General features: G+C 74.5%; 24 protein-coding genes. 21 read left to right on the top strand and 3 right to left on the bottom strand.

Translation table 11 applies throughout. From position 1 onward, the window contains the following. Positions 1-63 precede the first annotated feature (63 nt). The 12 genes from murG to ACQP04_RS13760 all read left to right on the top strand — a co-directional run bounded on the left by murG (position 64) and on the right by ACQP04_RS13760 (position 14949). Positions 64-1173: an undecaprenyldiphospho-muramoylpentapeptide beta-N-acetylglucosaminyltransferase gene (gene murG / locus ACQP04_RS13705; protein WP_433507417.1), complete on the top strand. Its 1110-nt coding sequence runs from the start codon at positions 64-66 to the stop codon at positions 1171-1173. Continuing rightward, complete coding sequence (gene murC, locus ACQP04_RS13710) at positions 1170-2609, top strand: UDP-N-acetylmuramate--L-alanine ligase (RefSeq protein ID WP_433507418.1); 1440 nt, start codon at positions 1170-1172, stop codon at positions 2607-2609. Before murG ends, murC begins: the two co-directional genes overlap by 4 nt. Positions 2610-2713: 104 nt before the next feature. Further along, positions 2714-3586 (top strand): cell division protein FtsQ/DivIB, encoded by an 873-nt coding sequence (locus tag ACQP04_RS13715; RefSeq protein WP_433507419.1) that lies wholly within the window; start codon positions 2714-2716, stop codon positions 3584-3586. A 244-nt stretch (positions 3587-3830) separates the two neighbouring features. Continuing rightward, on the top strand, positions 3831-5234 hold the full coding sequence (gene ftsZ / locus ACQP04_RS13720) for a cell division protein FtsZ (protein ID WP_433507420.1): 1404 nt from the start codon (positions 3831-3833) through the stop codon (positions 5232-5234). A 183-nt stretch (positions 5235-5417) separates the two neighbouring features. Further along, positions 5418-6152 carry a peptidoglycan editing factor PgeF gene (gene pgeF, locus ACQP04_RS13725; protein ID WP_433507421.1) on the top strand — a complete coding sequence of 245 codons (735 nt, stop codon included), beginning with the start codon at positions 5418-5420 and terminating at the stop codon, positions 6150-6152. A gap of 135 nt (positions 6153-6287) precedes the next feature. After that, complete coding sequence (locus ACQP04_RS13730) at positions 6288-7031, top strand: YggS family pyridoxal phosphate-dependent enzyme (protein WP_433507422.1); 744 nt, start codon at positions 6288-6290, stop codon at positions 7029-7031. Between the two features lie 56 nt (positions 7032-7087). Beyond that, positions 7088-7825: a cell division protein SepF gene (locus tag ACQP04_RS13735; RefSeq protein WP_433507423.1), complete on the top strand. Its 738-nt coding sequence runs from the start codon at positions 7088-7090 to the stop codon at positions 7823-7825. A 3-nt stretch (positions 7826-7828) separates the two neighbouring features. Continuing rightward, positions 7829-8122 carry a YggT family protein gene (locus ACQP04_RS13740; protein WP_037041316.1) on the top strand — a complete coding sequence of 98 codons (294 nt, stop codon included), beginning with the start codon at positions 7829-7831 and terminating at the stop codon, positions 8120-8122. 53 nt (positions 8123-8175) lie between these two features. Then, complete coding sequence (gene wag31 / locus ACQP04_RS13745) at positions 8176-9048, top strand: DivIVA-like cell division protein Wag31 (protein WP_433507424.1); 873 nt, start codon at positions 8176-8178, stop codon at positions 9046-9048. Between the two features lie 79 nt (positions 9049-9127). Further along, positions 9128-10636 (top strand): hypothetical protein, encoded by a 1509-nt coding sequence (locus tag ACQP04_RS13750; protein ID WP_433507425.1) that lies wholly within the window; start codon positions 9128-9130, stop codon positions 10634-10636. A gap of 318 nt (positions 10637-10954) precedes the next feature. Beyond that, entirely contained in the window at positions 10955-14107 is a 3153-nt protein-coding gene (gene ileS / locus ACQP04_RS13755) for an isoleucine--tRNA ligase (protein ID WP_433507426.1), read from the top strand. Between the two features lie 83 nt (positions 14108-14190). Further along, the gene (locus tag ACQP04_RS13760) at positions 14191-14949 is read left to right on the top strand and encodes a class I SAM-dependent methyltransferase (protein WP_433507427.1); all 759 of its coding nucleotides are present in this window, start codon (positions 14191-14193) and stop codon (positions 14947-14949) included. 1 nt (position 14950) lies between these two features. Here the strand turns inward: ACQP04_RS13760 and ACQP04_RS13765 are convergent, their stop codons facing one another. Together ACQP04_RS13765 and ACQP04_RS13770 are read right to left on the bottom strand one after the other, a co-directional pair. Further along, positions 14951-15172 (bottom strand): hypothetical protein, encoded by a 222-nt coding sequence (locus ACQP04_RS13765; protein WP_433507428.1) that lies wholly within the window; start codon positions 15170-15172, stop codon positions 14951-14953. Beyond that, the gene (locus ACQP04_RS13770) at positions 15154-15411 is read right to left on the bottom strand and encodes a hypothetical protein (protein ID WP_433507429.1); all 258 of its coding nucleotides are present in this window, start codon (positions 15409-15411) and stop codon (positions 15154-15156) included. Before ACQP04_RS13770 ends, ACQP04_RS13765 begins: the two co-directional genes overlap by 19 nt. A gap of 54 nt (positions 15412-15465) precedes the next feature. On the opposite strand from ACQP04_RS13770, the gene ACQP04_RS13775 reads away from it, so the two are divergent. From ACQP04_RS13775 to ACQP04_RS13795, 5 genes are read left to right on the top strand one after another with little or no spacing between them, the layout of a single operon-like run. After that, on the top strand, positions 15466-15681 hold the full coding sequence (locus ACQP04_RS13775; RefSeq protein WP_433507430.1) for a hypothetical protein: 216 nt from the start codon (positions 15466-15468) through the stop codon (positions 15679-15681). A 53-nt stretch (positions 15682-15734) separates the two neighbouring features. After that, positions 15735-17240 (top strand): potassium/proton antiporter, encoded by a 1506-nt coding sequence (locus tag ACQP04_RS13780; RefSeq protein WP_433507431.1) that lies wholly within the window; start codon positions 15735-15737, stop codon positions 17238-17240. Positions 17241-17248: 8 nt separating this feature from the next. Then, on the top strand, positions 17249-17815 hold the full coding sequence (lspA, locus tag ACQP04_RS13785) for a signal peptidase II (RefSeq protein WP_358210755.1): 567 nt from the start codon (positions 17249-17251) through the stop codon (positions 17813-17815). Positions 17816-17852: 37 nt separating this feature from the next. Further along, positions 17853-18737, top strand: a complete 885-nt coding sequence (locus tag ACQP04_RS13790) for an RluA family pseudouridine synthase (RefSeq protein ID WP_433508360.1) — start codon at positions 17853-17855, stop codon at positions 18735-18737. Continuing rightward, positions 18730-19458 (top strand): hypothetical protein, encoded by a 729-nt coding sequence (locus tag ACQP04_RS13795; RefSeq protein ID WP_433507432.1) that lies wholly within the window; start codon positions 18730-18732, stop codon positions 19456-19458. The genes ACQP04_RS13790 and ACQP04_RS13795 overlap by 8 nt, the downstream gene beginning before the upstream one ends. A gap of 547 nt (positions 19459-20005) precedes the next feature. On the opposite strand, the gene ACQP04_RS13800 is transcribed toward ACQP04_RS13795, so the two are convergent. Beyond that, positions 20006-20302 carry a hypothetical protein gene (locus ACQP04_RS13800; protein ID WP_433507433.1) on the bottom strand — a complete coding sequence of 99 codons (297 nt, stop codon included), beginning with the start codon at positions 20300-20302 and terminating at the stop codon, positions 20006-20008. A 46-nt stretch (positions 20303-20348) separates the two neighbouring features. Between ACQP04_RS13800 and ACQP04_RS13805 the strand changes: the two genes are divergently transcribed. The 4 genes from ACQP04_RS13805 (at position 20349) to dnaE (ending at position 26840) form a co-directional block, all read left to right on the top strand. Then, positions 20349-20945 carry a DUF998 domain-containing protein gene (locus ACQP04_RS13805; protein ID WP_433507434.1) on the top strand — a complete coding sequence of 199 codons (597 nt, stop codon included), beginning with the start codon at positions 20349-20351 and terminating at the stop codon, positions 20943-20945. Beyond that, positions 20942-21826 (top strand): hypothetical protein, encoded by an 885-nt coding sequence (locus tag ACQP04_RS13810; RefSeq protein WP_433507435.1) that lies wholly within the window; start codon positions 20942-20944, stop codon positions 21824-21826. Before ACQP04_RS13805 ends, ACQP04_RS13810 begins: the two co-directional genes overlap by 4 nt. After that, positions 21823-22986, top strand: a complete 1164-nt coding sequence (locus ACQP04_RS13815) for a glycosyltransferase (protein WP_433507436.1) — start codon at positions 21823-21825, stop codon at positions 22984-22986. The genes ACQP04_RS13810 and ACQP04_RS13815 overlap by 4 nt, the downstream gene beginning before the upstream one ends. Before the next feature lie 302 nt (positions 22987-23288). Continuing rightward, positions 23289-26840 (top strand): DNA polymerase III subunit alpha, encoded by a 3552-nt coding sequence (dnaE, locus tag ACQP04_RS13820; RefSeq protein WP_433507437.1) that lies wholly within the window; start codon positions 23289-23291, stop codon positions 26838-26840. The last annotated feature ends 18 nt before the right edge of the window (positions 26841-26858 follow it).

The raw sequence follows: 26858 nt of genomic DNA on the forward strand, positions 1-26858 counted from the left end.
CGCGCGGAGCGGAGACTCGGCCCTGACCATCCCCGACGACAGCAGATCCCACGAGCGGAGACGATGAGCGAGTACGGCACCCAGTTCCTGCCGCGGATGGGCCCGGGCCCGTCGGTGGTGGTCGCCGGCGGCGGCACCGCCGGTCACATCGAGCCGGCGCTCGCCCTCGCCGACGCCGTCAAGCGGCTGCGGCCCGACGCGACGGTCACGGCCCTGGGCACGGAGAAGGGCCTCGACACGCGGCTGATCCCGGCGCGCGGCTACCCCCTCGAGCTGATCCCCCCCGTGCCGCTCCCGCGCAAGCCGACCACGGACCTGCTCCGGCTGCCCGGCAAGGTGCGCGGCGCCGTCGCCAGGGTGCGCGAGGTGCTCACCAAGGTCGAGGCGGACGTCGTGGTGGGCTTCGGCGGGTTCGTCGCGCTGCCGGCCTACCTCGGCGCCCGCGGGCGCGTCCCGATCGTCGTGCACGAGGCCAACGCGCGCGCGGGGCTGGCCAACAAGGTGGGCGCGCGGTTCGCCGCCGCCGTCGTCGCGGCGGTGCCCGGCAGCGGCCTGCCCGACGCGCAGGTACTCGGCATCCCGCTGCGGCACGCCGTCACCACGCTGGACCGGCCCGGGCTGCGCGCCGAGGCACGCCGGAGGTTCGGGCTGCCCCCGAACGGCTCGGTGCTGCTGGTCTTCGGCGGCTCACAGGGCGCCCGGTCGCTGAACGGCGCGGTGGCCCAGGCGCTGCCGGGGCTGCTGCACGAGGGGATCGGGGTGCTGCACGCGCACGGCCCGACCGGGCAGGCCGCCCCGCCGCAGCCCGGGTACGTCCCGCTGCCCTACATCGACGGCATGCACCTCGCCTACGCCGCGGCCGACGCCGTGCTCTGCCGGGCCGGCGCGATGACGGTCGCCGAGGTCTCCGCCGTCGGGCTGCCCGCGGTGTACGTGCCGCTGCCGCACGGCAACGGCGAGCAGGCCCTCAACGCCGAGCCGGTCGCCCAGGCCGGGGGCGGCGTCCTCGTGCCCGACGCGGAGCTGACCGGTGACCGCGTGCTCGCCGAGCTGGTGCCGTGGTTCCGCGAGCCGGGCCGGCTCGCCGCGATGGGCGCCGCGGCCCGCGCCTCCGGCCACGCCGACGCCGACGAGCGGCTGGCCCAGGTGGTGTTCGGGGTGCTGGGCAGATGACCGTGCACAGCTCCGTCCCGGTGCTGGGACCCCGGGTGCACCTAATCGGCATCGGCGGGGCCGGCATGAGCGGGATCGCGCGGATCCTGCTGGCCCGCGGCGTCGAGGTGTCGGGGTCCGACGCCAAGGATTCGCGCACCGTCCTCGCGCTGCGGGCGCTGGGGGCGTCGATCGCCGTCGGGCACGCGGCGGAGAACCTGGACCAGCTCGGCGGGCCGCCCACGGTCGTCGTGTCGACCGCGATCCGGGAGACCAACCCCGAGCTCGTGCGGGCCCGCGAACGCGGCCTCACCGTGGTGCACCGGGCGCAGGCCCTCGCCGCGCTCACGCAGGGCTACCGGGTCGCCGCCGTCGCGGGCACGCACGGCAAGACCTCCACGTCGTCGATGCTCACGGTCGCGCTGCAGCACTGCGGCGTGGACCCGTCGTTCGCCATCGGCGGGGACCTCACGGTCACCGGCGCCGGGGCGCACCACGGCGAGGGCGACGTCTTCGTGGTCGAGGCGGACGAGTCGGACGGCTCGTTCACGGCGTTCGCGCCGCTCGTCGCGGTCGTCACCAACGTCGAGCCCGACCACCTCGACCACCACGGCGACGAGGCCGCCTACCGGGCCGTGTTCGAGGAGTTCCTCGGCCGGATCGCGCCCGGTGGCACGCTCGTGACCTGTGCCGACGACGAGGGCGCCGAGCGGTTGGCGGTGCTCGCCGAGTCCGGCGGGGTCCCCGTCCGCCGATACGGGCGCACCGCCACCGGCCCCGAGGACGCCGTCCTGCTCGACTTCACCCCGGAGGGCTCCGGCTCGCGGGTGCGGGCCCGGCACGCCGGCGTGGAGCGGGAGCTGCGGCTGGCCGTGCCCGGCGAGCACATGGCGCTCAACGCCCTCGGCGCGCTGCTGGCCGGGGTCGCGCTGGGTGCTCCGGTCGTGGGCCTGGTCGAGGGGCTGGCCGTGTTCGACGGCGTCCGGCGCCGGTTCGAGTACAAGGGCCGCGCCGGCGGAGTGGCCGTCTACGACGACTACGCCCACCACCCCACCGAGGTCGCCGCCACCCTGCGCGCGGCCCGCGAGGTGCAGCCCCCGGTGGGCGGGCCCGGCCAGCGCGGCCGGGTCATCGTGGCGTTCCAGCCGCACCTCTACTCGCGCACGCGGACCTTCGCCGAGGACTTCGGGCGCTCCCTCGCGCTCGCCGACGAGGTCGTGGTGCTCGACGTCTACGGCGCCCGGGAGGACCCCGAGCCGGGCGTGAGCGGCGCCCTGGTCGCCGACGCCGTGCCGCTGCCGGCCGAGCAGGTGCACTTCGTCCCGGCGTGGGGGGACGTGCCGAGCGTGCTCGCCGGCCTGGCCCGCCCCGGTGACCTGGTCCTCACGATGGGTGCCGGCGACGTCACGGTGCTCGGCCCCGAGATCCTCCTCGAGCTGGACCGGGCCGCGACGTGACCCGGCCCTCCTCCACCCGGCGTGGGCGCCGGTCGTCGGACCGCTCGGCCGAGCGGTCCGCCGACCGGGCCACTGACCGGGCTGCCGACCGGGCTGTCGACCGCATGCCCGCGCGTCCGGCCGCCGCCGAGCGGGCCCGCCGCATCCGCGAGGAGCGGGCGGCGCAGCGGGGCCGGCTGCTGCCGCAGCAGCGGCGGGTGGAGGAGAAGCGGGCGCGGAGGACGGCACGCCGGTCGGCCCGGAAGTCGGCGAAGTCGGCCCGGAAGGCGGCCCGGCCCGTCGACCGGCGGTTCCGGGTACGGCGGCGGGTGGCGCTGACCCTGCTCGTCCTGGTGCTGCTGTCCGCGCTCGGCGTGGGGTCGTGGCTGCTGCTCGCCCGCTCCGGGCTCGCCGACGTCGAGACCGTCGAGGTCACCGGCACGCTCACCGTGTCCCGGGACGCGGTGCTCGGCGCCGCGGCCGTCGAGACCGGGGGCCCGCTCGTCGAGGTCGACACCAAGGCCGTGGCCGGGCGGGTCGCCCGGCTGCCCGGGGTCGCCTCGGTGCAGGTCAGCCGAGGCTGGCCGCACACCGTCGAGATCGCCGTCGTCGAGCGGACGGCGGTGGCGCTGGCGCGGACCCCGCAGGGCGTCACGCTGGTCGACGCCACCGGCGTCGCCTACCAGAAGGCGCCGGAGGTGCCGCCCGCGCTGCCCATGCTGGGCTTCGGCGCCGTCGGGCCGGACGACCCGTCGACCAGGGCGGCCCTCGCCGTCCTCGAGGCGCTGCCGCCGGACCTCCGCGGGCAGGTCACCACGATCGACGTCGACAACGCCGCCACCGAACCCACCGTCCGGCTCGGGCTGGGGGAGCGGCAGGTGCTGTTCGGCTCCACGGAGCGCGCGGACCGGAAGATCGCCGTGCTGGTGCCGCTGCTGACCCAGGAGGGCTCGGTCTACGACGTCTCGAGCCCGGAGCTCCCGACCGTCACGCGCTGACCCGCCGTTCCTGAGACATCCGCTGCTCCGTCCGGACCAGTGCGTCGCTGTCCGTCAGGCCGGATGGACGCTGGGTCACGAGCAGGTCACGGATGGTCGCTCCCACACCATCGAGGTGTTGCCGACGCGCGGCGCGCCTGCTGGACCGTGCCCCCTCCTCGGACCTAGCGTTCGATCGCGAACGGCCCGGACAGACCTGCTGGACGGAGCTGACCCGGACCCGAGCAACCGAGAGGTGCCGCGCATGACGCCCCCGCACAACTACCTGGCCGTGATCAAGGTGGTCGGCATCGGTGGCGGCGGCGTGAACGCCGTCAACCGCATGATCGAGGTCGGCCTCAAGGGCGTCGAGTTCATCGCGGTGAACACCGACGCGCAGGCCCTCCTCATGTCCGACGCGGACGTGAAGCTCGACATCGGGCGCGAGCTGACCCGTGGCCTCGGCGCGGGTGCCAACCCCGAGGTCGGCCGGAAGGCCGCCGAGGACCACCGCGAGGAGATCGAGGAGGTCCTCAAGGGGGCCGACATGGTCTTCGTGACCGCCGGCGAGGGCGGCGGGACGGGCACCGGCGGCGCGCCGGTCGTCGCGTCCATCGCCCGCAAGCTCGGCGCGCTCACCATCGGCGTGGTCACCCGCCCCTTCACCTTCGAGGGGCGGCGGCGCGCCGGCCAGGCGGAGGACGGGATCACCCAGCTCCGCAACGAGTGCGACACCCTGATCGTCATCCCCAACGACCGGCTGCTGCAGCTCGGCGACGTCGGCGTCTCCCTGATGGACGCCTTCCGCTCCGCCGACGAGGTGCTGCTCTCCGGTGTCCAGGGCATCACGAACCTGATCACCACCCCCGGCCTGATCAACCTGGACTTCGCCGACGTCAAGTCGGTCATGTCCGGCGCGGGGTCCGCCTTGATGGGCATCGGGTCGGCCAGAGGGGAGGGCAGGGCCGTGCAGGCCGCCGGCAAGGCGATCAACTCGCCGCTGCTGGAGGCGTCGATGGACGGCGCCCAGGGCGTGCTGCTGTCGATCGCGGGCGGCTCCGACCTCGGTCTGTTCGAGATCAACGAGGCCGCGTCGCTGGTCCAGGAGGCCGCGCACCCCGAGGCCAACATCATCTTCGGCACGGTGATCGACGACTCCCTCGGCGACGAGGTGCGCATCACGGTGATAGCGGCCGGGTTCGAGGGCGGCACGCCCACGCACAAGAAGCTGGAGCCCTCCGCCTTCCGCTCGGCCGAGCCCGCCGCCCCGGCGGCTGCCACGCCGCCCCCGGCTCCCGCGCCGCCGGTGCCGCAGACCCCGCCGCCCGCGGCGGGGAACATTGGCAACGGGCACACCGGCTACTCGGCCGGTTCGTCGACGGCGTTCGGGTCCGGTGCGAACCAGAGCGGGACGCTCCCGCCCGTCGCCCCGTACTCGCCGCCGGCGCCCCGGCAGCCCGAGGTGGCCCGGCAGAACCCGGCCATGACCGAGCTGGGCGGGCCGGTCGGTGAGGGCCCGGTGTCCTCCCCGTCGGGCGCCCACGCCCAGCCCGACCCGGCCCCGGCGCCGACCCCGCCCCCCTCGTCCTCCGCCGCCCCCGCGGCCGCGGAGAACCGGGAGACGGAGGTCGACGACGACGTCGACGTCCCGCCCTTCATGCGCCGCTGAGCTCCGACGGCCACGGACGGGGTGCCGGCCTCGGCGCAACCGCTGAGGCCCGGCACACCCGCTCCGACGCGGCCTCACACCTGACCCACACCGCGTCGCCCTCCCGCACACCGACTCCGACAGGCGTGCGGGAGGGCGACGCGGTGTGTGAGGGGGCGGTCGCGGCGTGGTTAGGGTCGTGGGGTGAGTGAGACGGCGCAGCGCGCGCGGGTCCGCAGGGTCGTGACCACCCGGGCGGGGGGCCGGTCCGCCGCCCCGTTCGACAGCTTCAACCTGTCCCGGGCGGTGGGCGACGACCCCGCCGCCGTCGACGCCAACCGCTACCGGCTCACGCGCGAGCTGGGCCTGCGCGGCACCGTGTTCCTGAACCAGGTGCACGGCACGCGCGTCGTGACGGTCACCGAGCCGCCGCGGCGCAGCGCACCGGACGTCCCGGAGACCGACGCCGCGGTCACCGCCGTCCCCGGGATCGGGCTCGCGGTGCTCGCGGCGGACTGCACCCCCGTCCTGCTGTCGGACCCGAAGGCCGGCGTCGTCGGCGCGGCGCACGCGGGGCGGGTCGGGGCGGCCGCGGGGGTGGTGCCCGCGACCGTGGCCGCCATGCAGGAGCTGGGCGCGGCCCTCGAGGACATCGAGGTGCTGCTCGGCCCGGCAGTGTGCGGACTCTGCTACGAGGTGCCCGCGCAGATGCGCGCGGAGGTCGAGGCCGCGCTGCCCGGCAGCGCGGCGGAGACCCGCCGGGGCATGCCGTCGGTCGACGTGCGCGCCGGGCTCCACCGCCAGCTCGCCGGGCTCGGCGTCACCAAGGTCGGCGTGGACCCGCGCTGCACGCTCGAGGACCCGGCCCTGTTCAGCCACCGGCGGGACCAGCGGACCGGGCGCCTCGCCGGCGTCGTCTGGCTCGACGCGGGCGTCTGAGGCCGCGGCACCCGGGTTCGGAATCACAAGAACCGACCCAGGGGACGTTCGGGAGACATCACGGTTGCGTGACGCTCGCGACACCACCCCTTCGGCTCGCGGGTCCCGGCGGACACGTTCCGTAAGGTTCGCCGGGTGACCCAGGAGGCCTCCCCGGAACGGCGCGCCGAGCTCGAGCGGCGCCTCGGGGAGGTGCGCGCCCGGATCGCGAAGGCCTGCGCCGCAGCCGGACGCGACCCGGACGAGGTGGAGCTGCTCGCGGTCACCAAGACGATCTCCGCGGCGGACGTCGCGGCCCTGGTCGACCTCGGGCTCGTCGCGTTCGGTGAGAACCGCGCCCAGGAGGCGGCCGCCAAGGTCGAACAGCTCCGTGCCCTGCGGCCCGGCGCGCCCCTGCGGTGGCACTTCGTCGGCGGGCTGCAGCGGAACAAGGCGAAGCTGGTGGTCCCGTGGGTGACACGGGTCGAGAGCGTCGACTCGGCCCGGTTGGCCGCCGCGCTCGACAAGGCGGTGCTCCGCGCGCTCGACGCGGGCGCCCGGACGGAGCCGCTGCCGGTCCTCGTCCAGTACAGCGTGGACGGTGACCCGGACCGCGGCGGCGTGCCCGACGACGGCCTGCTCGCGCTCGCGGACCAGGTCGCGGGGGCATCCGGGCTCGTCCTCGACGGACTGATGAGCGTCGCCCCCCTGGGTGCCGACGTCGAGGAGTCGTTTGCCGCGATCGAGGCGGCGGGTAGGCGGGTGCGGTCCTCGCACCCCGGCGCGACCGTGCTGTCGGCCGGGATGAGCGGGGACCTGGAGGTGGCGATCCGTCACGGTTCGACGGTCGCGCGTGTCGGAACGGCCCTTGTGGGGGACCGGACGTTAACCTCCCGGTGACTGCCCGGTCCGCGGGGGCGGACCGGCATCGGGGGCGTCGAGGATTGGGAGCACGGATGAGTGCGATGTACCGGCTCAAGGCCTACTTCGGCATGGTGCCCGCCGAGGAGATGGACTACGCCGACGAGCCGGCGGCCTTCGCCGATCCGCGCCGCGCACCCCGCGCCCGGGCCGACCGCTGGTCGGACCCGGACGACCGTTTCGACGACGCGCCGGACCCCCGGAGCGACTACGCCGAGTACGACGCCGGCCGCGACGAGCGCCCGCTGGACGACTGGAACCGCCGGTCGGCGCGCGAGGCGGCCCGCCCGGCGCGGGTTCCGCGTGAACCCGTGCGCGCCTCCGGTGGGCTGACCGGCGGAGCCGGCGGCGGCCTTTCGGCCCCGTCCCCGGCGACCCGCGGCGCCCTGGCCGTGGACCGCGAGGAGTCCGTGCTGCGCGCCGCCCCCGAGCCGCCGGCGCCGGTCGCGGCGCCCTCCTCGGTGCCCGAGCAGCGGGACCGCGGCGCGGCCGCCCTGGCGCGCATCACGACCCTGCAGCCGAGCAGCTTCACCGAGGCCCGCACGATCGGCGAGCGGTACCGCGACGGCGTGCCCGTGATCATCAACCTGACCGACCTCGACGAGGCCGCCGCGCGCCGCCTGGTGGACTTCGCCGCTGGTCTGGCGTTCGCGCTGCGCGGTTCCATCGACAAGGTGACCAGCCGCGTGTTCCTCCTGACGCCCGCCGACGTCGAGGTCTCGGCCGACGACGCCCGCAGGCTCGCAGAGCGGGGCCTCTTCCGACAGGATTAGGGCGTGCCGATCGCCCTCCAGTTCGTCATCTACTACATCCTGTTCTTCTTCTGGCTCCTGCTCGTCGCGCGCATCGTGGTGGAGCTCGTGCACTCGTTCGCACGCGAGTGGGTGCCCGCCGGGCGTCCGGCCGCGGCCCTCGAGATGGTGTTCAGCGTCACCGACCCGCCCGTGAAGTTGTTGCGGAGAGTGATCCCCGTCGTCCGGATCGGGGGCGTCGGACTGGACCTCTCGATTATGGTTCTGCTGCTGGTGGTGTTCATACTGATGAGCATTGCCAGACCGGCGGTGGCGTGAGCCCCAGTCACCCGCCAGCCGGTTTGCCGCCGAGGACTGCATGAGGTGATCCGATGCCGCTGACGCCCGCCGACGTTCACAACGTCGCGTTCAGCAAGCCCCCGATCGGTAAGCGGGGGTACAACGAGGACGAGGTCGACGCGTTCCTCGACCTGGTCGAGGCCGAGCTTGCCCGGCTGATCGAGGAGAACGAGGACCTGCGCGAGCAGGTCTCCCAGCTCGAGCAGCGACTCGGCAACGCCGAGGCCGACCTCGAGGAGGCGCGTTCGCGCCCGCAGCAGGGTGGGATGGGGGTCCAGGCCGGCCCGCCGCCCACGCAGCAGATCCGGCCCGTGGAGCCCCCGCAGCCGCCGCGTCCGGTCGAGCCGCAGCGCGCCATGGGCCCGATGGGCGACGGCGACGCCGGGGGCGGGGACCACCACGTCCAGGCCGCCAAGGTCCTGGGCCTGGCCCAGGAGATGGCCGACCGGCTGACCGCCGAGGCCAAGAACGAGGCCGACGCGATGCTGTCGGACGCCCGCGCCAAGTCGGAGCAGCTGCTCAGCGAGGCCCGGACCAAGTCCGACGGCCTGGTGAACGACGCGCGCGCCCGCGCCGAGACGATGCTCAACGACGCGCGGACCCGCGCCGAGACCCTCGAGCGGCAGTCGCGCGACAAGGCGTCCTCGCTGGTCAGCGAGGCGGAGCGCAAGCAGACCGAGATCATCGGCACCATCACGCGGGACAAGGGCGTGCTGGAGAAGAAGATCGACGAGCTGCGGACCTTCGAGCGCGAGTACCGCACCCGGCTCAAGACCTACCTCGAGTCGCAGCTGCGCGACCTCGAGGGTCGGGGGTCGGCCGCGCCGTCGGACGCCGCCCGGTCGAACGCCAACGGCGGGTACGCCGCCACCGGCTACGGCCAGCGCGCGGACGCCGGAAGCTGACGGCCCGGCCCGTCGTCCGAACGACTGGCGGGCGGCAGTGCGGCACTCGTGCCGCCGCCCGCCGTACACGGGGTGAACAGTGCTGCTGCTGGTTCTGGTTCTGGTCCTGATCGCCTTCGGCCTGCTGGTCGTGGCGCTGCTCTCGGGCAGCGTCCTCTGGGCGTGGATCTCCGTGGCCGTCTCCGTGGCGGCCGCGGTGGCCCTGCTGGTCGACTGGCTGCAACGCCGCTCGGCCGTCAAGGCGGGCGCGGAGTCGCAGCAGCCCGCCGCCGGCGCCGCAGCGGCGCCGCAGGGCGGCCCGCAGGGGACACGCCGTGACATCGAGCCGGTCACCGAGGTGCTCCCGGTCGTCGGGCAGGGCTCGCCCGGGCGTGTGCCCCCGCCGCAGGCCGGGGTAGAGCGTGGACAGTCCTCGTCGGACTCCGGCCCCGGTGCCGGGTCGGACGCGGAGGCCACCTCCGTGATGCCCCGCGTGGGACCGTCCGGCTCAGCCGAGCGACCGTCCGGCGCTGTGCATGACGACACCCGGTCGAGCGATTCTTCGTCACGCAGCGTGACTGGTGACGAGGGTCATGCCGACGCCACGGGGCGTCGGGACTCCCCGTCGGGGGAGACCGGCTCCGGGACCGGTCCGGCGGTGGCGGCCGGTGCCGCCGGCGCCGCCACGGGCGCCGCGGTCGCGGGCGTGGCGGCTGCGGCACACGGGAAGCACGAGAGCGAGGAGCCGGCCTCCGGCGCCCCGACGCAGGAGCGCGCCCCGACCGGTGCCCGCGGCGAGAGCGCCCCGGAGCCGGCGGGTGCGTCGGCGTCCGCGGCGGAGCCCGACGCGGACGGGGGCACGGACGCGGCCGCTCCCGCTGCGGCATCGGGGTCGACCGAGAGCCCGACCCAGGTGTCGGACCCCTCGGCATCCTCCTCGGAGGCGGCGGAGCAGGCATCGGAGCCCGGTCGGGCCGGCGGCACGGCGGCAGCCGGCCCGGCCGCTGGTTCCGGTGCCGAGCCCGGGGCGTCCCCGGCCACGACGTCCGCGACGTCCGCGGAGGGCCCCGCGACGGAGACCGCGGCCGGCGACGCGAGCGCCCCGGCGACCGCGGCGGGAGCATCCGGGAGCACGTCCACCCCTGGTTCCGGCGCGGTGTCCGCGTCGGCCTCGGACATCGACGGCCCCACCGTGGCCACGCCGGCGCACACCGGATCCGCCGCGCAGGCCGCGACCCAGCCCGGCGCACAGGCCCCGCAGGGGCAGCCGGGTCAGCCCGGCCAGCCCCAGGGGCAGCCGGCCCAGCAGGGCCAGCAGCCCGCCGGCGGTCCGCCGCCGCTGGGCTCGATGCCCCCGCCCGGGCCGCACGGCGAGCCCCCGGAGGAACCGCGGGACGCGACGGTCGCAGCGCTGGTCGCCGAGCTCGACGACGAGGTCGTCGTGGTCGACGAGCAGCCGCGCTACCACCTCGCGGGCTGCCGGTCGCTGCCCGGCCGCCCGGTGATCCCGCTGCCGGCCAAGGAGGCCGTCGAGCTGGGCTTCACCCCGTGCGGCTGGTGCACCCCGGACCGCACCATGGCGGGCCGGCACCAGGCCGCGGCCCGCTGACCAGCAGCTGACCAGCACGAACGGCGCCCCCGTTCGCTCCTGAGGAGCGGGGCGTCGTGGGCGTGTGCACCTCGCGGAATAACGGTTCGCCGCCCCGCGCTACCCTGGTGGCACAGGCACCGATCCGGCCATCACCGGGGAGCCTCCGGAAGAAACCCGGCACGGCCGGGGAGTAGAACCGGACGGGTTCGGCCCGTCACAGCCGTCGAACGAGCGGTCCCGCGCGAGCGGGGCAAGCGGGGTGGTACCGCGGCTCAGCACCATCGAGTCGTCCCCGTGCAGCGACAGCCACGCACTGCACGAGGAGCACCGACCGCCATGAGCGAGAGCTACCCCCCGGTTCCCGCGCATCCCGCGTTCCCGCAGCTCGAGCGCGAGGTCCTCAAGTACTGGGAGGCGGACGACACGTTCGTCGCCTCCGTCGAGGCCCGCCCCGCCGGCGAGAACGGCAGCAACGAGTTCGTCTTCTACGACGGCCCGCCCTTCGCCAACGGCCTGCCGCACTACGGCCACCTGCTCACCGGGTACGTGAAGGACGTCGTGCCGCGGTACCAGACCATGCGCGGCAAGCACGTCGAGCGCCGCTTCGGCTGGGACACCCACGGCCTGCCCGCCGAGGTGGAGGCCGAGCGCCAGCTCGGGATCAACCACAAGTCCGAGATCGAGAGCATGGGCATCGCCGAGTTCAACGAGGCGTGCCGCACCTCCGTGCTCCGCTACACGGGCGAGTGGCGAGACTACGTGACCCGCCAGGCCCGCTGGGTCGACTTCGACAACGACTACAAGACGCTCGACCTGGACTACATGGAAAGCGTCATGTGGGCCTTCAAGACCTTGTGGGACAAGGGGCTGGTCTACTCCGGGTTCCGCGTGCTCTGGTACTGCTGGCGCTGCGAGACGCCGCTGTCGAACTCCGAGACGAAGATGGACGACGTCTACCGGGACCGGCAGGACCCGGCCGTCACCGTCGGGCTGCGGCTCGTGAGCGACGACCCGGAGCTGAACGACGCCCTGGCCCTGGTCTGGACGACGACGCCGTGGACGCTGCCGTCGAACCTCGCCATGGCCGTGCACCCGGACGTCGAGTACGCGCTGCTCTCCGCGAACGGCGAGAAGTACGTCCTGGCGAGCGCGCGCGTCGGCGCCTACGCCCGGGAGCTGGGCGAGGCCCCCGAGGTCCTGCGCACCTTCACCGGTCGCGAGCTGCTCGGCCTGGGCTACACCCCGCCGTTCGACTTCTTCGTCGGCCGGGAGAACGCGCACCGGGTCCTGGAGGCGGACTACGTCACCACCGAGGACGGCACCGGGCTCGTGCACATCGCGCCCGCCTTCGGTGAGGAGGACAAGGCCGTCACGGATGCGGCCGGCATCGAGGCCGTCGTGCCCGTGGACTCGCGGGGCGAGTTCACCGTCGAGGTCCCGCCGTACGCCGGCCAGCAGGTGTTCGACGCCAACCCGAACATCATCCGGGACCTCAAGGCCGGCACCGCCACCTACGTCACGGGTGTCCTGCTCCGGCACGAGACCTACGACCACCCGTACCCGCACTGCTGGCGCTGCGGCAACGCGCTGATCCAGCGCGCCGTCGACTCGTGGTTCGTGCAGGTCACCGCCTTCCGCGAGCGGATGGTGGAGCTCAACAAGCAGATCAACTGGGTGCCCGGCAACATTCGGGACGGCCAGTTCGGCAAGTGGCTGGAGGGCGCCCGGGACTGGGGGATCTCCCGCAACCGGTTCTGGGGGAGCCCGATCCCGGTGTGGGTGTCCGACGACCCGCGCTACCCGCGCACGGACGTCTACGGCTCGCTCGACGAGCTGGAGCGGGACTTCGGCGTCCGGCCGACGGACCTGCACCGGCCCTTCATCGACGAGCTGACCCGGCCCAACCCGGACGACCCGACCGGGAAGTCGACCATGCGCCGCGTGCCCGAGGTGCTGGACTGCTGGTTCGAGTCCGGCTCGATGCCGTTCGCGCAGGTGCACTACCCGTTCGAGAACCGGGACTGGTTCGAGGACCACTACCCGGGCGACTTCATCGTCGAGTACAACGGCCAGACCCGCGGCTGGTTCTACACCCTGCACGTGCTGGCCACGGCGCTGTTCGACCGGCCCGCGTTCGAGAGCTGCGTGGCGCACGGGATCGTGCTGGGCGACGACGGCGCCAAGATGTCGAAGTCGCTGCGCAACTACCCGGACGTCAACGAGGTCTTCGACCGCGACGGGTCGGACGCCATGCGGTGGTTCCTCATGGCGAGCCCGATCCTGCGCGGCGGGAACCTGGTCGTCACCGAGCAGGGCATCCGCGAGGGCGTCCGGCAGGCGATCCTGCCGCTGTGGAACACCTGGTACTTCCTGTCGCTCTACGCCGGGGCGGCCGGGGTCACCGGCACCACGCGGACGGACTCCACGCACGTCCTCGACCGCTACGTACTGGCCAAGACCGCGGACCTGGTCGACGGCGTGACCACGGCGCTCGACGCCTACGACATCGCCGGGGCGTGCGAGCAGATCCGCGACCACGCCGAGGTGCTCACGAACTGGTACGTCCGGCGCTCCCGGGACCGGTTCTGGGAGGGCGACCGGGACGCGATCGACACGCTGCACACGGTGCTGGAGGTGACCGCGCGCGTCGCCGCGCCGCTGCTGCCGCTGACCATGGAACAGCTGTGGCAGGGCCTCACCGGCGGCCGGTCGGTGCACCTCGCCGACTGGCCGTCGGCCGCCGAGCTGCCGCACGACGCGGCGCTGGTCGCCGCCATGGACCGCGTCCGGCAGGTGGCCTCGGCGGGGCTGTCGCTCCGGAAGGCGCGCAAGCTGCGCGTCCGGCTGCCGCTGGCCTCCCTGACCGTGGCGGCCGCCGACGCGGAGACCCTCGCGCCGTTCGCCGACGTCCTGCGGGACGAGGTGAACGTCAAGGAGGTCGTGCTGACCACGGACGTCGCGACCCACGGCCGCTTCGAGCTGACGGTCAACGCCCGCGCCTGCGGTCCCCGGCTGGGCAAGGAGACCCAGACGGCGATCAAGGCCGTGAAGGCGGGCGACTGGACGGCGAACCAGGACGGCACCGTGACGGCCGGCGGGATCCGGCTGCTGGAGGGCGAGTTCTCCGAGCGGCTGCTCGCGGCGGACCCGCAGTCCACCGGGGCGCTGCCCGGCAACACCGGGCTCGTCGTGCTCGACACGGCCGTCACGCCGGAGCTGGCGGCCGAGGGTACGGCGCGGGACGTGGTGCGCGCGGTCCAGCAGGCCCGTCGGGACGCCGGGCTCGAGGTCTCGGACCGGATCGCCCTGACCCTCGACGCGCCGGAGCCGGTGCTCGACGCCGTCCGGGCCCACGAGGCCTTCGTGGCCGGCGAGGTCCTGGCGACGAGCGTGGCGTACGCCGAGCTCGCCGAGCCGACCGGCACCGGCGGCGTCTCCGACCCGCAGGGGAAGAACACCGAGGTCAAGGTCGCCGTCACCAAGCAGTGAGCGAAAGGCACCCTCGCTCAGACCTAGTGAGCGAGGGTGCCGTTCGCTCATCGGCTGCTGGGCGCGGGGCTAGGGTGATCGCCGTGGGGAGTGCTGCCGAGCGGTGGGCGGAGCTGCAGTCCGGGCGGGGCGTCCCGCCCGAGATTCTGGCGCTGGCCCCGGCCTGTCCGTGGGGGCACGATCCGCAGGACTTCACCGCGCCCACGGTCCCCGCGGACACCCCGTCCCGCGAGGCGGGGCTCGCCCTGCTCGATCCCACCGGCACCGTGCTCGACGTCGGGTGCGGCGGCGGCGACGCGGCGTTCGCCCTGGTCGGTGCGATGACCCACGCCACCGGCGTCGACACCCAGCAGGACATGCTCGACCTGTTCGAGGCCGGCGCGGACGTCCGCGGCGTGCCCGCCCGGACCGTCCTCGGCCCGTGGCCCGACGTGGCGGGGGAGGTCGGCACCGCGGACGTCGTGGTGTCGCACCACGTGCTGCACAACGTCGTCGACCTGCCGCCCTTCCTCGCCGCCCTGACCGCGGCGGCGGTCCGCGGGGTCGTCGTCGAGATGCTGTCCGAGCACCCGATGGCGTGGCTCGACCCGCTCTGGACGCGCTTCCACGACCTGCACCGGCCCGAGCCCGCGACCGTCGACGACGCCGTCGCCGTGCTGCGCGAGCAGGGCGTCGAGCCGGAGGTCACGCGCTGGGAGCGGGAGCGGCGCGCCCCGCACTCGCCGGAGTGGGTGACGCGGCGGCTGTGCCTGCCGCCGGAGCGGGAGCCCGAGGTCGCCGCGGCGCTCGACGGGATCCCGCCGCGCCCGCGCACCGCGGCCACGCTGGTCTGGCGGCTCTGAATCAGGAGACCAGGAACCAGGCGAACGCCACGCCCGACGAGTTCGTGGCGAGGTGCGCCAGCACCGGGGTGACCAGGTGCCCGCCCCAGCGCCGCCCCGCGCACAGCAGGATCCCCGCCCCGAACGTCGCGACGACGGCGAGCGCCGCCCGCCCGACGTCCCCCCACCCGCCGACGGTCGCCCCGACCGCGGCGTTCGCGCTGCTCAGGCCCAGAGACGGCACGATGTGCCGAGGTGCCGCCGGGCGAGCCCCAGGTCGTCCCACCCCAGGCCGCAGACCCGGGCGAGGACGAGCAGCAACGCCGTCACGACGACCTTCCACGGCACCGCCCACGCCGGCCACACCACGCCGACCAGCACGTTCGTGGCCACGAGCAGCGCGACGGCGGCGACCAGGCCCCACCACCGGGGGAGGACACGCCGCGCACGGGGTGGCGTGATCGTCGGGTCGACCGGCGGCATGCCGCCATCCTGCGGGAGGGCCGCACCGGCGCTGTCGGCAGCAACCGGTTCGCGATGCCCGTCTTCCTCTTCCACACCACGGGCATGGCGATCGGCCGCGGGCTGTCCTACGCGTTCACCGGGCGGCCGGGGGAGCGCGAGGTGCCGGACCGGGTCTGGTGGCGGGAACGCCCGCTCTCCATCGCGGTGTCGCTGTCCTGCACACTGCCCGTGATCTGGCTCTTCGGCCGTGTCGACCGTCGCCGGCCCACGGTGCCGGCACCCGCCTGACGGCCGCGTGACCTGCGCGGATAGGGTTGTCCGCGTACGAGCCGGGGGTGACGATGAGCCTGGAGGTCCTGCTCGGCGTCGTCGCCGCGGTCCTGTTGATCGGCGTGCTCGCCGTGCGTGTGTCGGTCCGGCTCGGGCTGCCCTCGCTGCTGCTCTACCTCGGCATCGGCATCCTGCTCGGCGAGGCGGTCCTCGGCGTCCAGTTCTCCAACGCCGCGCTGACCGAGAACCTCGGCCTCGCCGCGCTCGTGCTCATCCTCGTGGAGGGCGGCCTGACCACCCGCTGGCAGGCGGTGCGGCCGTCGCTCGGGATCGGCATCGGGCTCTCGACGATCGCGGTCGTCGTGAGCATCGTCGTGGCCGGCACCGCCCTGCACTACCTGCTCGGACTGGATTGGCGGGTCGCGTTCCTCTGGGGCGCGGTGCTGTCGTCGACCGACGCCGCCGCCGTGTTCAGCGTGCTGCGCGGGGTCGGGGTGTCACGGCGGCTCGCCGGGGCACTCGAGCTCGAGTCCGGCATGAACGACGCCCCGGTGGTCCTCGCCGTCCTCCTCCTCGCCTCGGACGACCCGCTGACCTGGATGACCCCGCTGCTCGTGGTCTACGAGCTGGTCGCGGGCGGGGTGATCGGCCTCGCCCTCGGGTTCGGCGGGGCCTGGGCGCTGCGCCGGGCGGCCCTGCCCGCGACCGGTCTCTACCCGCTCGCCGCGCTGGCCGTGTGCGTACTGGCCTTCGCGAGCGGGCAGCTCGCGCACGCGTCGGGCCTGCTCGCCACCTACGTGTGTGCGCTCGTGCTGGGCAACTCGCGGCTGCCGCACCGCGGGGGCGTGCTGTCGTTCGCCGAGGGCACCGGCTGGCTGGCCCAGATCGGGCTGTTCGTGCTGCTCGGGCTGTACGTCAGCCCGGCCCGGCTGGTCGACGCCGTGATCCCCGCGCTGATCGCCGCCGGCGTCCTGCTCGTCCTCGCCCGGCCGCTGTCGGTGGTCGCGGCCGCGCTGCCGTTCCGGGTGCCGTGGCGGGAGCAGGCCTTCCTGTCGTGGGCGGGGCTGCGCGGGGCCGTGCCGATCGTGCTCGCGCTGATCTCCCTGGTCGAGGGGGCGCCGGGCGCGGCCAACCTGGTCGACGTCGTGTTCGTGCTCGTCGTGATCCTCACCCTGCTGCAGGGCACCACCCTGCCGTGGGTCGCCCGGCGGCTGCGGGTCGCGCGCACCGCCGAGCCGAAGGACGTCGAGGTCGACGCCGCGCCGCTCGACGAGCTGCACGCCGACCTGCTCCAGGTCCGGATCCCGCCGGGCTCGAAGCTGCGCGGGGTCTACCTGCGGGAGCTGCGGCTGCCCGTCGGCGCCACGGTCAGCCTCGTCGTGCGCGGCGAGCAGGCCTTCACCCCCAGCGGGCAGACCCGGCTGCGCGAGCACGACCAGCTGCTCGTGGTGGCCACCGCCGACGTCCGGGAGCGCACCGAGGAGCGGCTGCGGGCCGTCGACCGGGGCGGCGCGCTGGTGCGCTGGCGGGACACCGATCCCGGCCCCCGTCCGGACGGCCCCGGAAGGCCCGCATAATCGAGGGTGTGACCGACGAGCCGGACGAGCGCACCGACCCCGCCCCCCTCCCGCCACGCCGGGTGTGGGTGCTCGCGCTCGTGGCACCCGTCGTCCTGCTGCTGGACATCCTGACCAAGGTCCTCGCGGTCGCGACCCTGGAGGACCGGCCGCCCGTGCGGCTGCTCGGCGGGCTGGTCAACCTGGTCCTGGTGCGCAACCCCGGCGCCGCGTTCTCCATGGCCACCGGCTACACCTGGGTGCTGTCGATCATCGCGCTCGGCGTGGTCGTGGTGATCATCCGGATCTCGCGGAAGCTGCGGTCGGTGGGCTGGGCGATCGCGCTCGGGCTCGTGCTCGGCGGGGCGCTGGGCAACCTGGTCGACCGGATCTTCCGGGCGCCGGGGCCGCTGCAGGGGCACGTCGTCGACGTCATCTCCGTGGTGCGGACGGACGGCTCGTTCTTCCCGGTGTTCAACCTGGCCGACTCGAGCATCGTCTGCGGCGGGATCCTGCTGGTCCTGCTCGCGCTGACCGGCCGGGAGCTCGACGGGACCCGGGCGGGCGCGGCCGAGCGGGAGCCCGCCGGTGAGTGACCTCCGCCAGCTCCCGGTCCCGGACGGCCTCGACGGGATGCGGGTCGACGCCGGCCTGTCCCGGCTGCTGGGCCTGTCCCGGACCGTCGTCGCCACCCTCGCCGAGGACGGGATGATCGCGCTCGACGGGCGCGCCGCCGGGAAGTCGGACCGGCTCACCGCCGGCAGCTGGCTCGAGGTCGAGCTGCCCGAGCCCGAGGCCCCGGCGGTCATCACCGCGCCGCCGGAGCTGGTGGGCGGCATGACGGTGCTCTACGAGGACGACGACATCGCCGTCGTCGACAAGCCCGTGGGCGTCGCCGCGCACCCCAGCCCGGGCTGGACCGGGCCGACGGTCGTCGGCGGGCTGGCCGCGCTCGGAGTGCGGGTGTCGACCTCCGGTGCGGCCGAGCGGCAGGGCGTGGTGCACCGGCTCGACGTCGGCACCACCGGCGTGATGGTCGTCGCCAAGTCCGAGCACGCCTACTCCGTGCTGAAGCGGGCGTTCAGGGAGCGCACGGTCGAGAAGCGCTACCACGCGATCGTGCAGGGCCACCCCGACCCGACCAGCGGCACCGTCGACGCGCCCATCGACCGGCACCCCAAGCACGACTACAAGTTCGCGGTGGTGGCCGGCGGCAAGCCGAGCGTCACGCACTACGACACGATCGAGGCGTTCCGCGCCGCGTCGCTGCTCGACGTGCACCTCGAGACCGGGCGCACGCACCAGATCCGGGTGCACTTCTCCGCGCTGCGGCATCCGTGCGTCGGGGACCTGACCTACGGCGCCGACCCCACGCTCGCCAAGCGGCTGGGGCTGCAGCGGCAGTGGCTGCACGCCCGCTCGCTGGGCTTCGAGCACCCGGCCGACGGGCGGTGGGTCGAGTTCACGAGCGAGTACCCGCCCGACCTCGCCCGGGCGCTCGAGCGGCTGCGTGACTGAGCCTCCGGACCCCGACTCCCACGACGAGGGCGGTCTGCTGACCCGTCGGGGGCGCCGCTGGCTGATCGTGGTCTGCGTGCTCGGGGTGCTGGTCGCCGTCGGGTACGCGGCGGCACAGGCGCGGTCGTCCTCCGCCGGGCGCGGGCCCGCGGTCGCGCAGGGCCAGGTGCGGCTCGGGCCCGACTCGGGCGAGGCCGTGCCGGACTACCTCGCCCGGCTGCCCGCGACCCTGCCCGCGCCGGGGGAGCGTGCGCCGGCGCTGGTGCAGCTCGACCGGGAGCTCACCACGGACGCCGCGGCCGCGCTGGCCGGATCCGCCAGCCCCGCCGTCGAGGTGGTGTTCCGGGTGCCGATCCCGCGGGTGCAGACCGCCCTGCGCTTCGAGACCCTCCCCGCCGGAGCCCCGGTCGCGGCCGCCCTGGACACGGCCCGGCAACGCGCGGGGCACGCCGCGGAGGCCGACGCCTCCCGGCTCACGGACCGCCCCGCCGCCGTCGCGCGGGCGGAGGCGGCGGCCTACGCCGGGCCGTGCGCCTGCGTGGTGGCGCTGGTGGTCTCGGCCGACCGGGCCGGGCTGGAGGCGCTCGCCGGGACGCCCGGGGTGCGGGCGGTGGAGGCCGCGCCGGCGGGGGTCACGCTGCCCGAGCTCGCGCTGTCCCCGCTCCTCCCGGAACAGGCCACCGCCGCCACCCCCCTCCCGGACGACGGCCTCGTCCCCTGACCGTCCTTCGGGGCGGGCGGACCCTCGGCGGGGGAAGGTGCGTCGAGGTGGCGGCACACCCGCTCGCGTCGCCACACACCTGTTGTTGCCCGCTGACACACCCTGCGGGTAGGTCGCACATCCTGCCGACCGGGTGTGGCGCGGCTTCGAGGGTGCGCCGCCGGCGGCGTTGCAGGCGGTGCTCGTGGGGAGGGCTACACGCAGAGATCGATCGGCGACCCTTCCGCTGGTGACCACCGGTCGGGGCCCGGCCGCCGCTGTCCTTCGCTGAACTCGCCGCGCGAGATCCGCGACCGCTCCCACACCTCGTCGGGCGCGGCACATCCGGTCGACCGGGTGTGTGACTGCTCCCGCGGGTGTGCGAGGGCACCGGAGCTTGTGTGCGGCCCCGCCCGACTCGGCACGTCGTCGCCTGCGTGCGAGCCACTGAGGACCTGGTCGCCGCGCCCGTGGTGGGGCGGGCGACCCCGGGGAAGGTCGGGGTGACCCCCGGGTCGGCTCGGTGGATCACCGGATTACGGCGGAGCCGCCGCGCTGCGAGCGTTGATCACGTGAGCGAGCGGGGGAGCGAGGCGGGTGCGGCGGCGGTGGCCGCACCCACCACCATGATCGTGTCGGCGCAGGCGGCGTCGGCTCCGGCGACCTGCGGGACGGTCGTCGCAACACCGGCGGGTGGGCCACCGGCGGCACCGCCACCTGTCGCACCGCCGCCGATCGTCCCGACTCCGGTCGCGGCGCCGCCACCTCCACCGGCCCTGCCGTCTCCGGTCCCGCCACGTGCGAGCGCGGCGCTGCCGTCGACCTCGACGGCGCGGCTCTCGACCGCAGCACGGACGACGGCCACACGGCCTCGACACACGGGCCGCACCCTCACCCTCCCCGCCGCCCTGGTGGCGGCGGGGGTGGCGGTGGCGGGATGGGCGGTTCTCGTGCTGCACGTGGCGGGCGCCCTGCACACCCCGGCGGTGGACCCGCTGGTGCACACGGTCAGCGACTACGTCCTGCTGCCGGGCGGGCATCTCGTCCTCGCGATCGCGGCGGGCGCGCTGGCCCTCGGCGCGACGGTGCTGGCCGCCGCCGCCCGCCGGGCCGGGGCATCGCGGGCCGCGGTCGGCCTCCTCGCGAGCTGGGCGGGGGCGATGGTGGTCGCCGGGGTCGTCCCGACGAACGTGCCCGGCACCCCGCCGGACCTCGCCGCGGCCGTGCACCGCTACGCCGGGGCGTGGATCTTCGCCGTCCTGCCGGTCGCGGTGCTGCTCCTGGCCGGCGGACCCGCGGTCCGGGCCGCCGCCCGCCGCGGGGTCGTCGCGCTGGCGCTCCTGACCGCCGCCCTGTCGGGGGCGTTCCTCCTCGCCCATCTGCCGATCGTCGTCGCGGGTTCACCCGCATTTCCCCTGTTGGGTGGGGTGGAGCGGGTTCTGTACGGGGCGGTGACCGCGCTGCTGATCACGACCGCCCGCGCCCTGCGCCCGGGGACCACCCGATGACCGCGCTCGCGCTGCTGCTCGCCGTCGTGGGCGCGGTCTGCTTCGCCGGGGCCGCCGTCCTGCAGCACGGGGCGATCACGAGCCGGGTCGACCTCCGCGAGCTCCTCTCGCGCCCGCGCTGGCTCGCCGGGGCCGGCCTGGCGGTCGCCGGCGCGGGCCTGCACGCCCTCGCGCTGGTCCTCGCGCCGGTGAGCGTCGTGCAGCCGGTCGGGGTCCTGGCCGTCCCGCTCGCGGTGGGTCTCGGCCTGCGGAACCGCAGGCCGCCCGGCCGGGTCGTCGCCGGTGCCGCCCTCTGCGTGGCCGGGGTCGCGCTCGTGGTCCGGACGGCGGCCGCGGCGACCCCGGACGCCCCCGCCGATCTCGGCCGCTTCCTCCTGGTCTCCTGCACCGCCGCGGCGGCCGCCGGCCTCGGGCTCGCGGTCCTCGCGGCCCGGACGACCGGCCGGGTCCGGTGCGTCTCCTGCGCGGCGGCGGGCGCCGTGGCCTTCGGCCTGGTCTCCGCCCTGCTGCGGGCGGTCTCCGTGCAGATCGGGACCGCGGACGTCGGCACGCTCCTCGGCGCGGCCGCCGCCCTGGCCGTCGCGCTCGCCGCGGGCGGCTGGCTCGTGCAGCAGGGCTTCGCCTCCGGCCCGCCGGCGGTCGTCGTGGCCGCGCTGACCGTCGTCGACCCGTTCGTGGCCACCGGGCTCGGGGCCGGCCTGCTCGGCGAGGCAGGCGGGCTCGGCCCCGCCGGCGTGGCCTTCCTCCTGGGCGCCGGCGCGGTCGCGGCCGCCGGCGTGGCCCTGCTCGCCCGGCACCACCCCGACGCCGCCCGGCACCGGTCCACCCGGCACCAGAACCGAAGCCACCAGCCCTCCACCCCGAGAGAGGTACCGACGTGAGGATCCTGCTCGGCGCCGACACCTTCGCGCCCGACGTCAACGGCGCGGCCCGGTTCGCCGAACGCCTGGCCACCGGCCTGGCCGGCCGCGGTCACGAGGTCCACGTGGCCGCGCCGTCGCCGGACGGCCCGCCCGCGGTGCACCGCTTCGGCGGCATCGACGGGGAGGTGACCGTCCACCGGGTGCGCTCGCACCGCTACCCGTTGCACGAGAACTTCCGCGTGTGCCTGCCGTGGGTGGCGGGCCCGGCGGCGGCGGCCGTGCTGGCGGAGGTGAATCCGGACGTCGTGCACGTGCAGGCGCACTTCTCGGTCGGACGCGGGCTAGCGGCGGCCGCGTCGGCGACCGGGCGCCCGCTCGTCGCGACCAACCACTTCATGCCGGAGAACCTGGTCGCGCACGCCCGGGTGCCCGCCGCGCTGCACCGGGCCGCGGCCCGGCTGGCGTGGCGGGACGTCCGGCGGGTGTTCGGGCGCGCCGACGCCCTGACCGCGCCCACGCCCCGCGCCGTCGAGCTGCTGACGCGCTCGACCGGGCTCCCGGCCACCGCGATCTCCTGCGGCGTCGACCCGGCCCGCTACGCCGGCGGCCGCGAGGACCCGACCCCGACGATCCTGTTCGTCGGGCGCCTCGACCAGGAGAAGCGCGTCGACGAGCTGCTCCGGGCCACCGTCCGGCTGGCCCCGACCGTCCGGCTCGAGATCGTCGGCGACGGGTCCGAGCGGGCCGCGTGGCAGCGGCTGGCTTCGGAGCTGGGGCTCGGCGACCGGGTGGTGTTCCACGGGTTCGTCGACGAGGAGACCCTGCTCGCGGCCTACCGGCGCTGCGCCGTGTTCTGCATGCCCGGCGTGGCCGAGCTGCAGAGCCTGGTCACGCTGGAGGCGATGGCGGCGGGCAAGCCGGTGGTCGCGGCCGACGCGATGGCCCTTCCGCACCTGGTCCGCCCCGGGCGGACCGGCTGGCTCTTCCCGCCGGGCGACGTCGACGTCCTCACCTCGGTCCTGGCCGCGCTGCTGCGCGACCCGGCGGCGCGGCGGCGGATGGGCGCGGCGGCCCGCGAGCTGGTGGCCGGGCACGCCCTCGACGCCACGCTCGACGCCTTCGAGGGCGTCTACGACCGGGTCGCCGCCCGGCCCGCCGCGCCCGCCCTCGCGGCCTGAGCCGGGGCGCGACACGCCCGGCGGGAGGCGACGCGCCGGGACCTCGACACGCCTCGACGCGGTGAGCTGCGGGTTCGCGACGGGCCCGGCGGCGGTCACGGAACTGTCGGTGGCCGGGGCTAGTCTGGCCGCACCCCCGGACCCGGGGACCCGACATCCGCCGGCACCGCACGGGCCACCGTCCGGTCGCCGGCCGTGCACCCGGACGCCGTACCCCGAGGGCGGCCGGGCGGCCGCCGTCGGGGCCCGCGGGTCCGCCGCACCACCCGCGCGCGAGCGCGTGAAGGGAGTCTCGACGACCCATGGCCCCGGCGAGCGGGAACAGCAGGGACTCCTTCGTCCACCTCCACACGCACACCGAGTTCTCCATGCTCGACGGTGCGGCCCGACTCGACGACCTGTTCAAGGAAGCCGCGCGGATGGAGATGCCCGCGCTGGCGATGACGGACCACGGGAACGTCTACGGGGCGTACGAGTTCTGGAAGAAGGCCAACGCGGCCGGGGTCAAGCCGATCATCGGCATGGAGGGCTACCTCTCCCCGGGCTCGCGGCACGAGCGCAAGCGCGCCACCCTCGGCGGCCAGACGGTCAGCGACGACAACCCGGGTGAGATGTACACCCACATGACGCTGCTGGCCGAGAACACCGAGGGGATGCACAACCTCTTCCGGCTCTCCAGCCTGGCCAGCCTCGAGGGCTACTACTACAAGCCCCGCATGGACCGGGAGCTGCTGGAGACCTACGGCAAGGGGATCATCGCCACCACCGGCTGCCCGTCCGGCGAGGTGGCCCGCCTGCTGCAGCAGGACCGCTTCGACGACGCGTGCCAGGCCGCGTCGGACTACCGGGACATCTTCGGCAAGGACAACTTCTTCTGCGAGTTGATGGACCACGGGATCGAGATCGAGAAGCGGGTCCAGGAGGACCTCTTCGCGCTGAAGAAGAAGCTCGACCTCCCCGGCGTCGCCACCAACGACCTGCACTACACCTACCCGGACGACACGAAGCCGCACGAGGTGCTGCTCTGCGTGCAGACGGGCAAGACCCTCGCCGACCCGAACCGCTTCAAGTTCGACGCGCAGGACTTCTACCTCAAGTCCGCCGCCGAGATGCGGGCCCAGTGGGACCCGATCCACCCCGAGGCCTGCGACAACACGCTCGCCATCGCCGAGCGGGTCGACGTGTCGTTCGCCAGCCAGGACCTCATGCCGCGCGCCCCCGTCCCGGAGGGCGAGACCGAGGAGTCGTGGCTGATCAAGGAGGTCGAGCGGGGCCTGCACAAGCGGTTCCCGAACGGCGTCACCGAGCAGTACCGCCGGCAGGCGGAGTACGAGCTCGGCGTGATCATCCAGATGGGCTTCCCCGGCTACTTCCTGGTGACCGCGGACCTCATCCAGTACGCGAAGTCCGTCGGCATCCGCTGCGGCCCGGGCCGCGGCTCCGCGGCCGGCTCGCTGATCGCCTACGCGCTGGAGATCACCGACCTCGACCCGATCCGGCACAAGCTGATCTTCGAGCGGTTCCTCAACCCCGAGCGCATCTCCATGCCCGACATCGACATGGACTTCGACGAGCGCCGGCGCGGCGAGATGATCCGCTACACCACGGAGAAGTACGGCGAGGACCGGATCGCCCAGATCATCACGTACTCCACGATCAAGGCGAAGGCCGCGATCAAGGACTCCGCGCGCGTGCTGTTCGGCCAGCCCGGCTACTCGGTGGCGGACCGGATCTCCAAGGCCATGCCGCCCGCCGTCATGGGCAAGGACATCCCGCTGTCCGGGATCTTCGACCCGAGCCACAAGCGGTACTCGGAGGCCACCGAGGTCCGGGCGCTCTACGAGGCGGACGCGCAGGTCCGCGAGATCGTCGACACCGCGCGCGGGCTCGAGGGCCTGAAGCGGCAGTGGGGCGTGCACGCCGCCGGCGTGATCATGTCGAGCAAGCCGCTGATCGACGTCATCCCGATCCAGCGCCGCGAGGCCGACGGGGCGATCATCACGCAGTTCGACATGGGCGTCTGCGAGACGCTCGGGCTGCTGAAGATGGACTTCCTCGGCCTGCGCAACCTCACGATCATCGACGACGCGCTGGAGAACATCGAGCTCAACGGCAAGCCGAAGCTCGAGATCGAGACCGTCGAGCTGGACGACCCGAAGACCTACGACCTGCTCGCCCGGGGCGACACGCTCGGCGTGTTCCAGCTGGACGGCGGGCCGATGCGGGACCTGCTGCGCCGGATGGCGCCCACGGAGTTCGACGACATCTCCGCCGTCGGCGCGCTCTACCGGCCGGGTCCGATGGGCGCGAATGCCCACAACGACTACGCCGACCGCAAGAACGGGCGGCAAGAGGTCACGCCCATCCACCCGGAGCTGGCGGAGCCCCTCAAGGACATCCTCGGCGAGACCTACGGCCTGATCGTCTACCAGGAACAGGTCATGGCGATCGCCCAGAAGCTCGCGGGCTACTCGCTCGGCAAGGCGGACCTGCTCCGCCGCGCGATGGGCAAGAAGAAGAAGGAGATCCTGGACAAGGAGTACGCCGGCTTCGCCCAGGGGATGAAGGACCACGGCTACTCCGAGAACGCGGTCAAGACCCTCTGGGACATCCTGCTGCCCTTCTCCGACTACGCCTTCAACCGCGCGCACTCCGCCGCGTACGGCGTGGTCTCCTACTGGACCGCCTACCTCAAGGCCAACTACCCGGCCGAGTACATGGCCGCGGTGCTCACCTCGGTCCGGGACGACAAGGACAAGGCCGCGGTCTACCTGGCCGAGTGCCGCCGGATGGGGATCAAGGTCCTCGCGCCGGACGTCAACGAGTCGGTCCGCAACTTCGCCCCGGTCGGGGACGACATCCGGTTCGGCCTCGGCGCGATCCGCAACGTCGGCTACAACGTCGTCGACGCGATCGTCGCCGCGCGCAAGGAGAAGGGCGACTTCACCGACTTCTCCGACTTCCTGCGCAAGGTCGACGCGGTGGTCTGCAACAAGAAGGTCATCGAGTCGCTGATCAAGGCCGGCGCGTTCGACTCGCTCGGCCACTCGCGCAAGGGCCTGCTGCTCGTCCACGCGGACGCGATCGACGCGATCATGAGCAGCAAGAAGGCCGCGTCGATGGGCCAGTTCGACCTCTTCGGCTCGCTCGACGGCTCGGGCGACGAGGACTCGGACATCGGCGGCATCTTCGACGTCAAGGTGCCCGAGGACGAGTGGGACACCAAGCACAAGCTCGCCGTCGAGCGGGAGATGCTGGGCCTCTACGTCTCCGGCCACCCGCTCGACGGTGTCGAGCAGGCCCTCTCCGCCAAGGCCGACACCCCGATCCAGTCCATCCTCGAGGGCACGATCGGCGAGGGCGCGCAGGTCACCGTCGGCGGCATCCTCACCAACGTCAACCGCCGGGTGAACAAGAACGGCGAGCCCTGGGCGTCGGCCCAGATCGAGGACCTCGCCGGTGGCATCGAGGTGCTGTTCTTCCCGCGGGCCTACCAGGTGGTGGGCGTCGACGTGGCCGAGGACGCGATCGTGCTGGTCAAGGCCCGGGTGAACAAGCGGGACGACCGAGTCTCCCTGATCGCCAACGACCTCGCCGTCCCCGAGCTGCAGGCCGCCGGCGAGGCGGGGCTGCCGGTGAAGGTCAGCCTGCGCACCGAGCTGTGCACCCCGGAGCGGGTCGCGCAGCTCAAGGAGGTGCTCACCCACCACCCGGGCACCTCGGAGGTGCACCTGGCGCTGGTCTACGGCACCAAGATCACGCACTGGAAGCTCGCCGACACCCTCAAGGTCACCAACACTCCCGCGTTGATGGGCGACCTCAAGGCCCTCCTGGGCCCCGGCTGCCTCGGCTGACCCGAGCCCGCCAGCACG

Origin of the sequence: Pseudonocardia halophobica (genome assembly GCF_050948485.1) — a bacterium.
GTDB classification, from domain to species: Bacteria; Actinomycetota; Actinomycetes; order Mycobacteriales; family Pseudonocardiaceae; genus Pseudonocardia; species Pseudonocardia halophobica.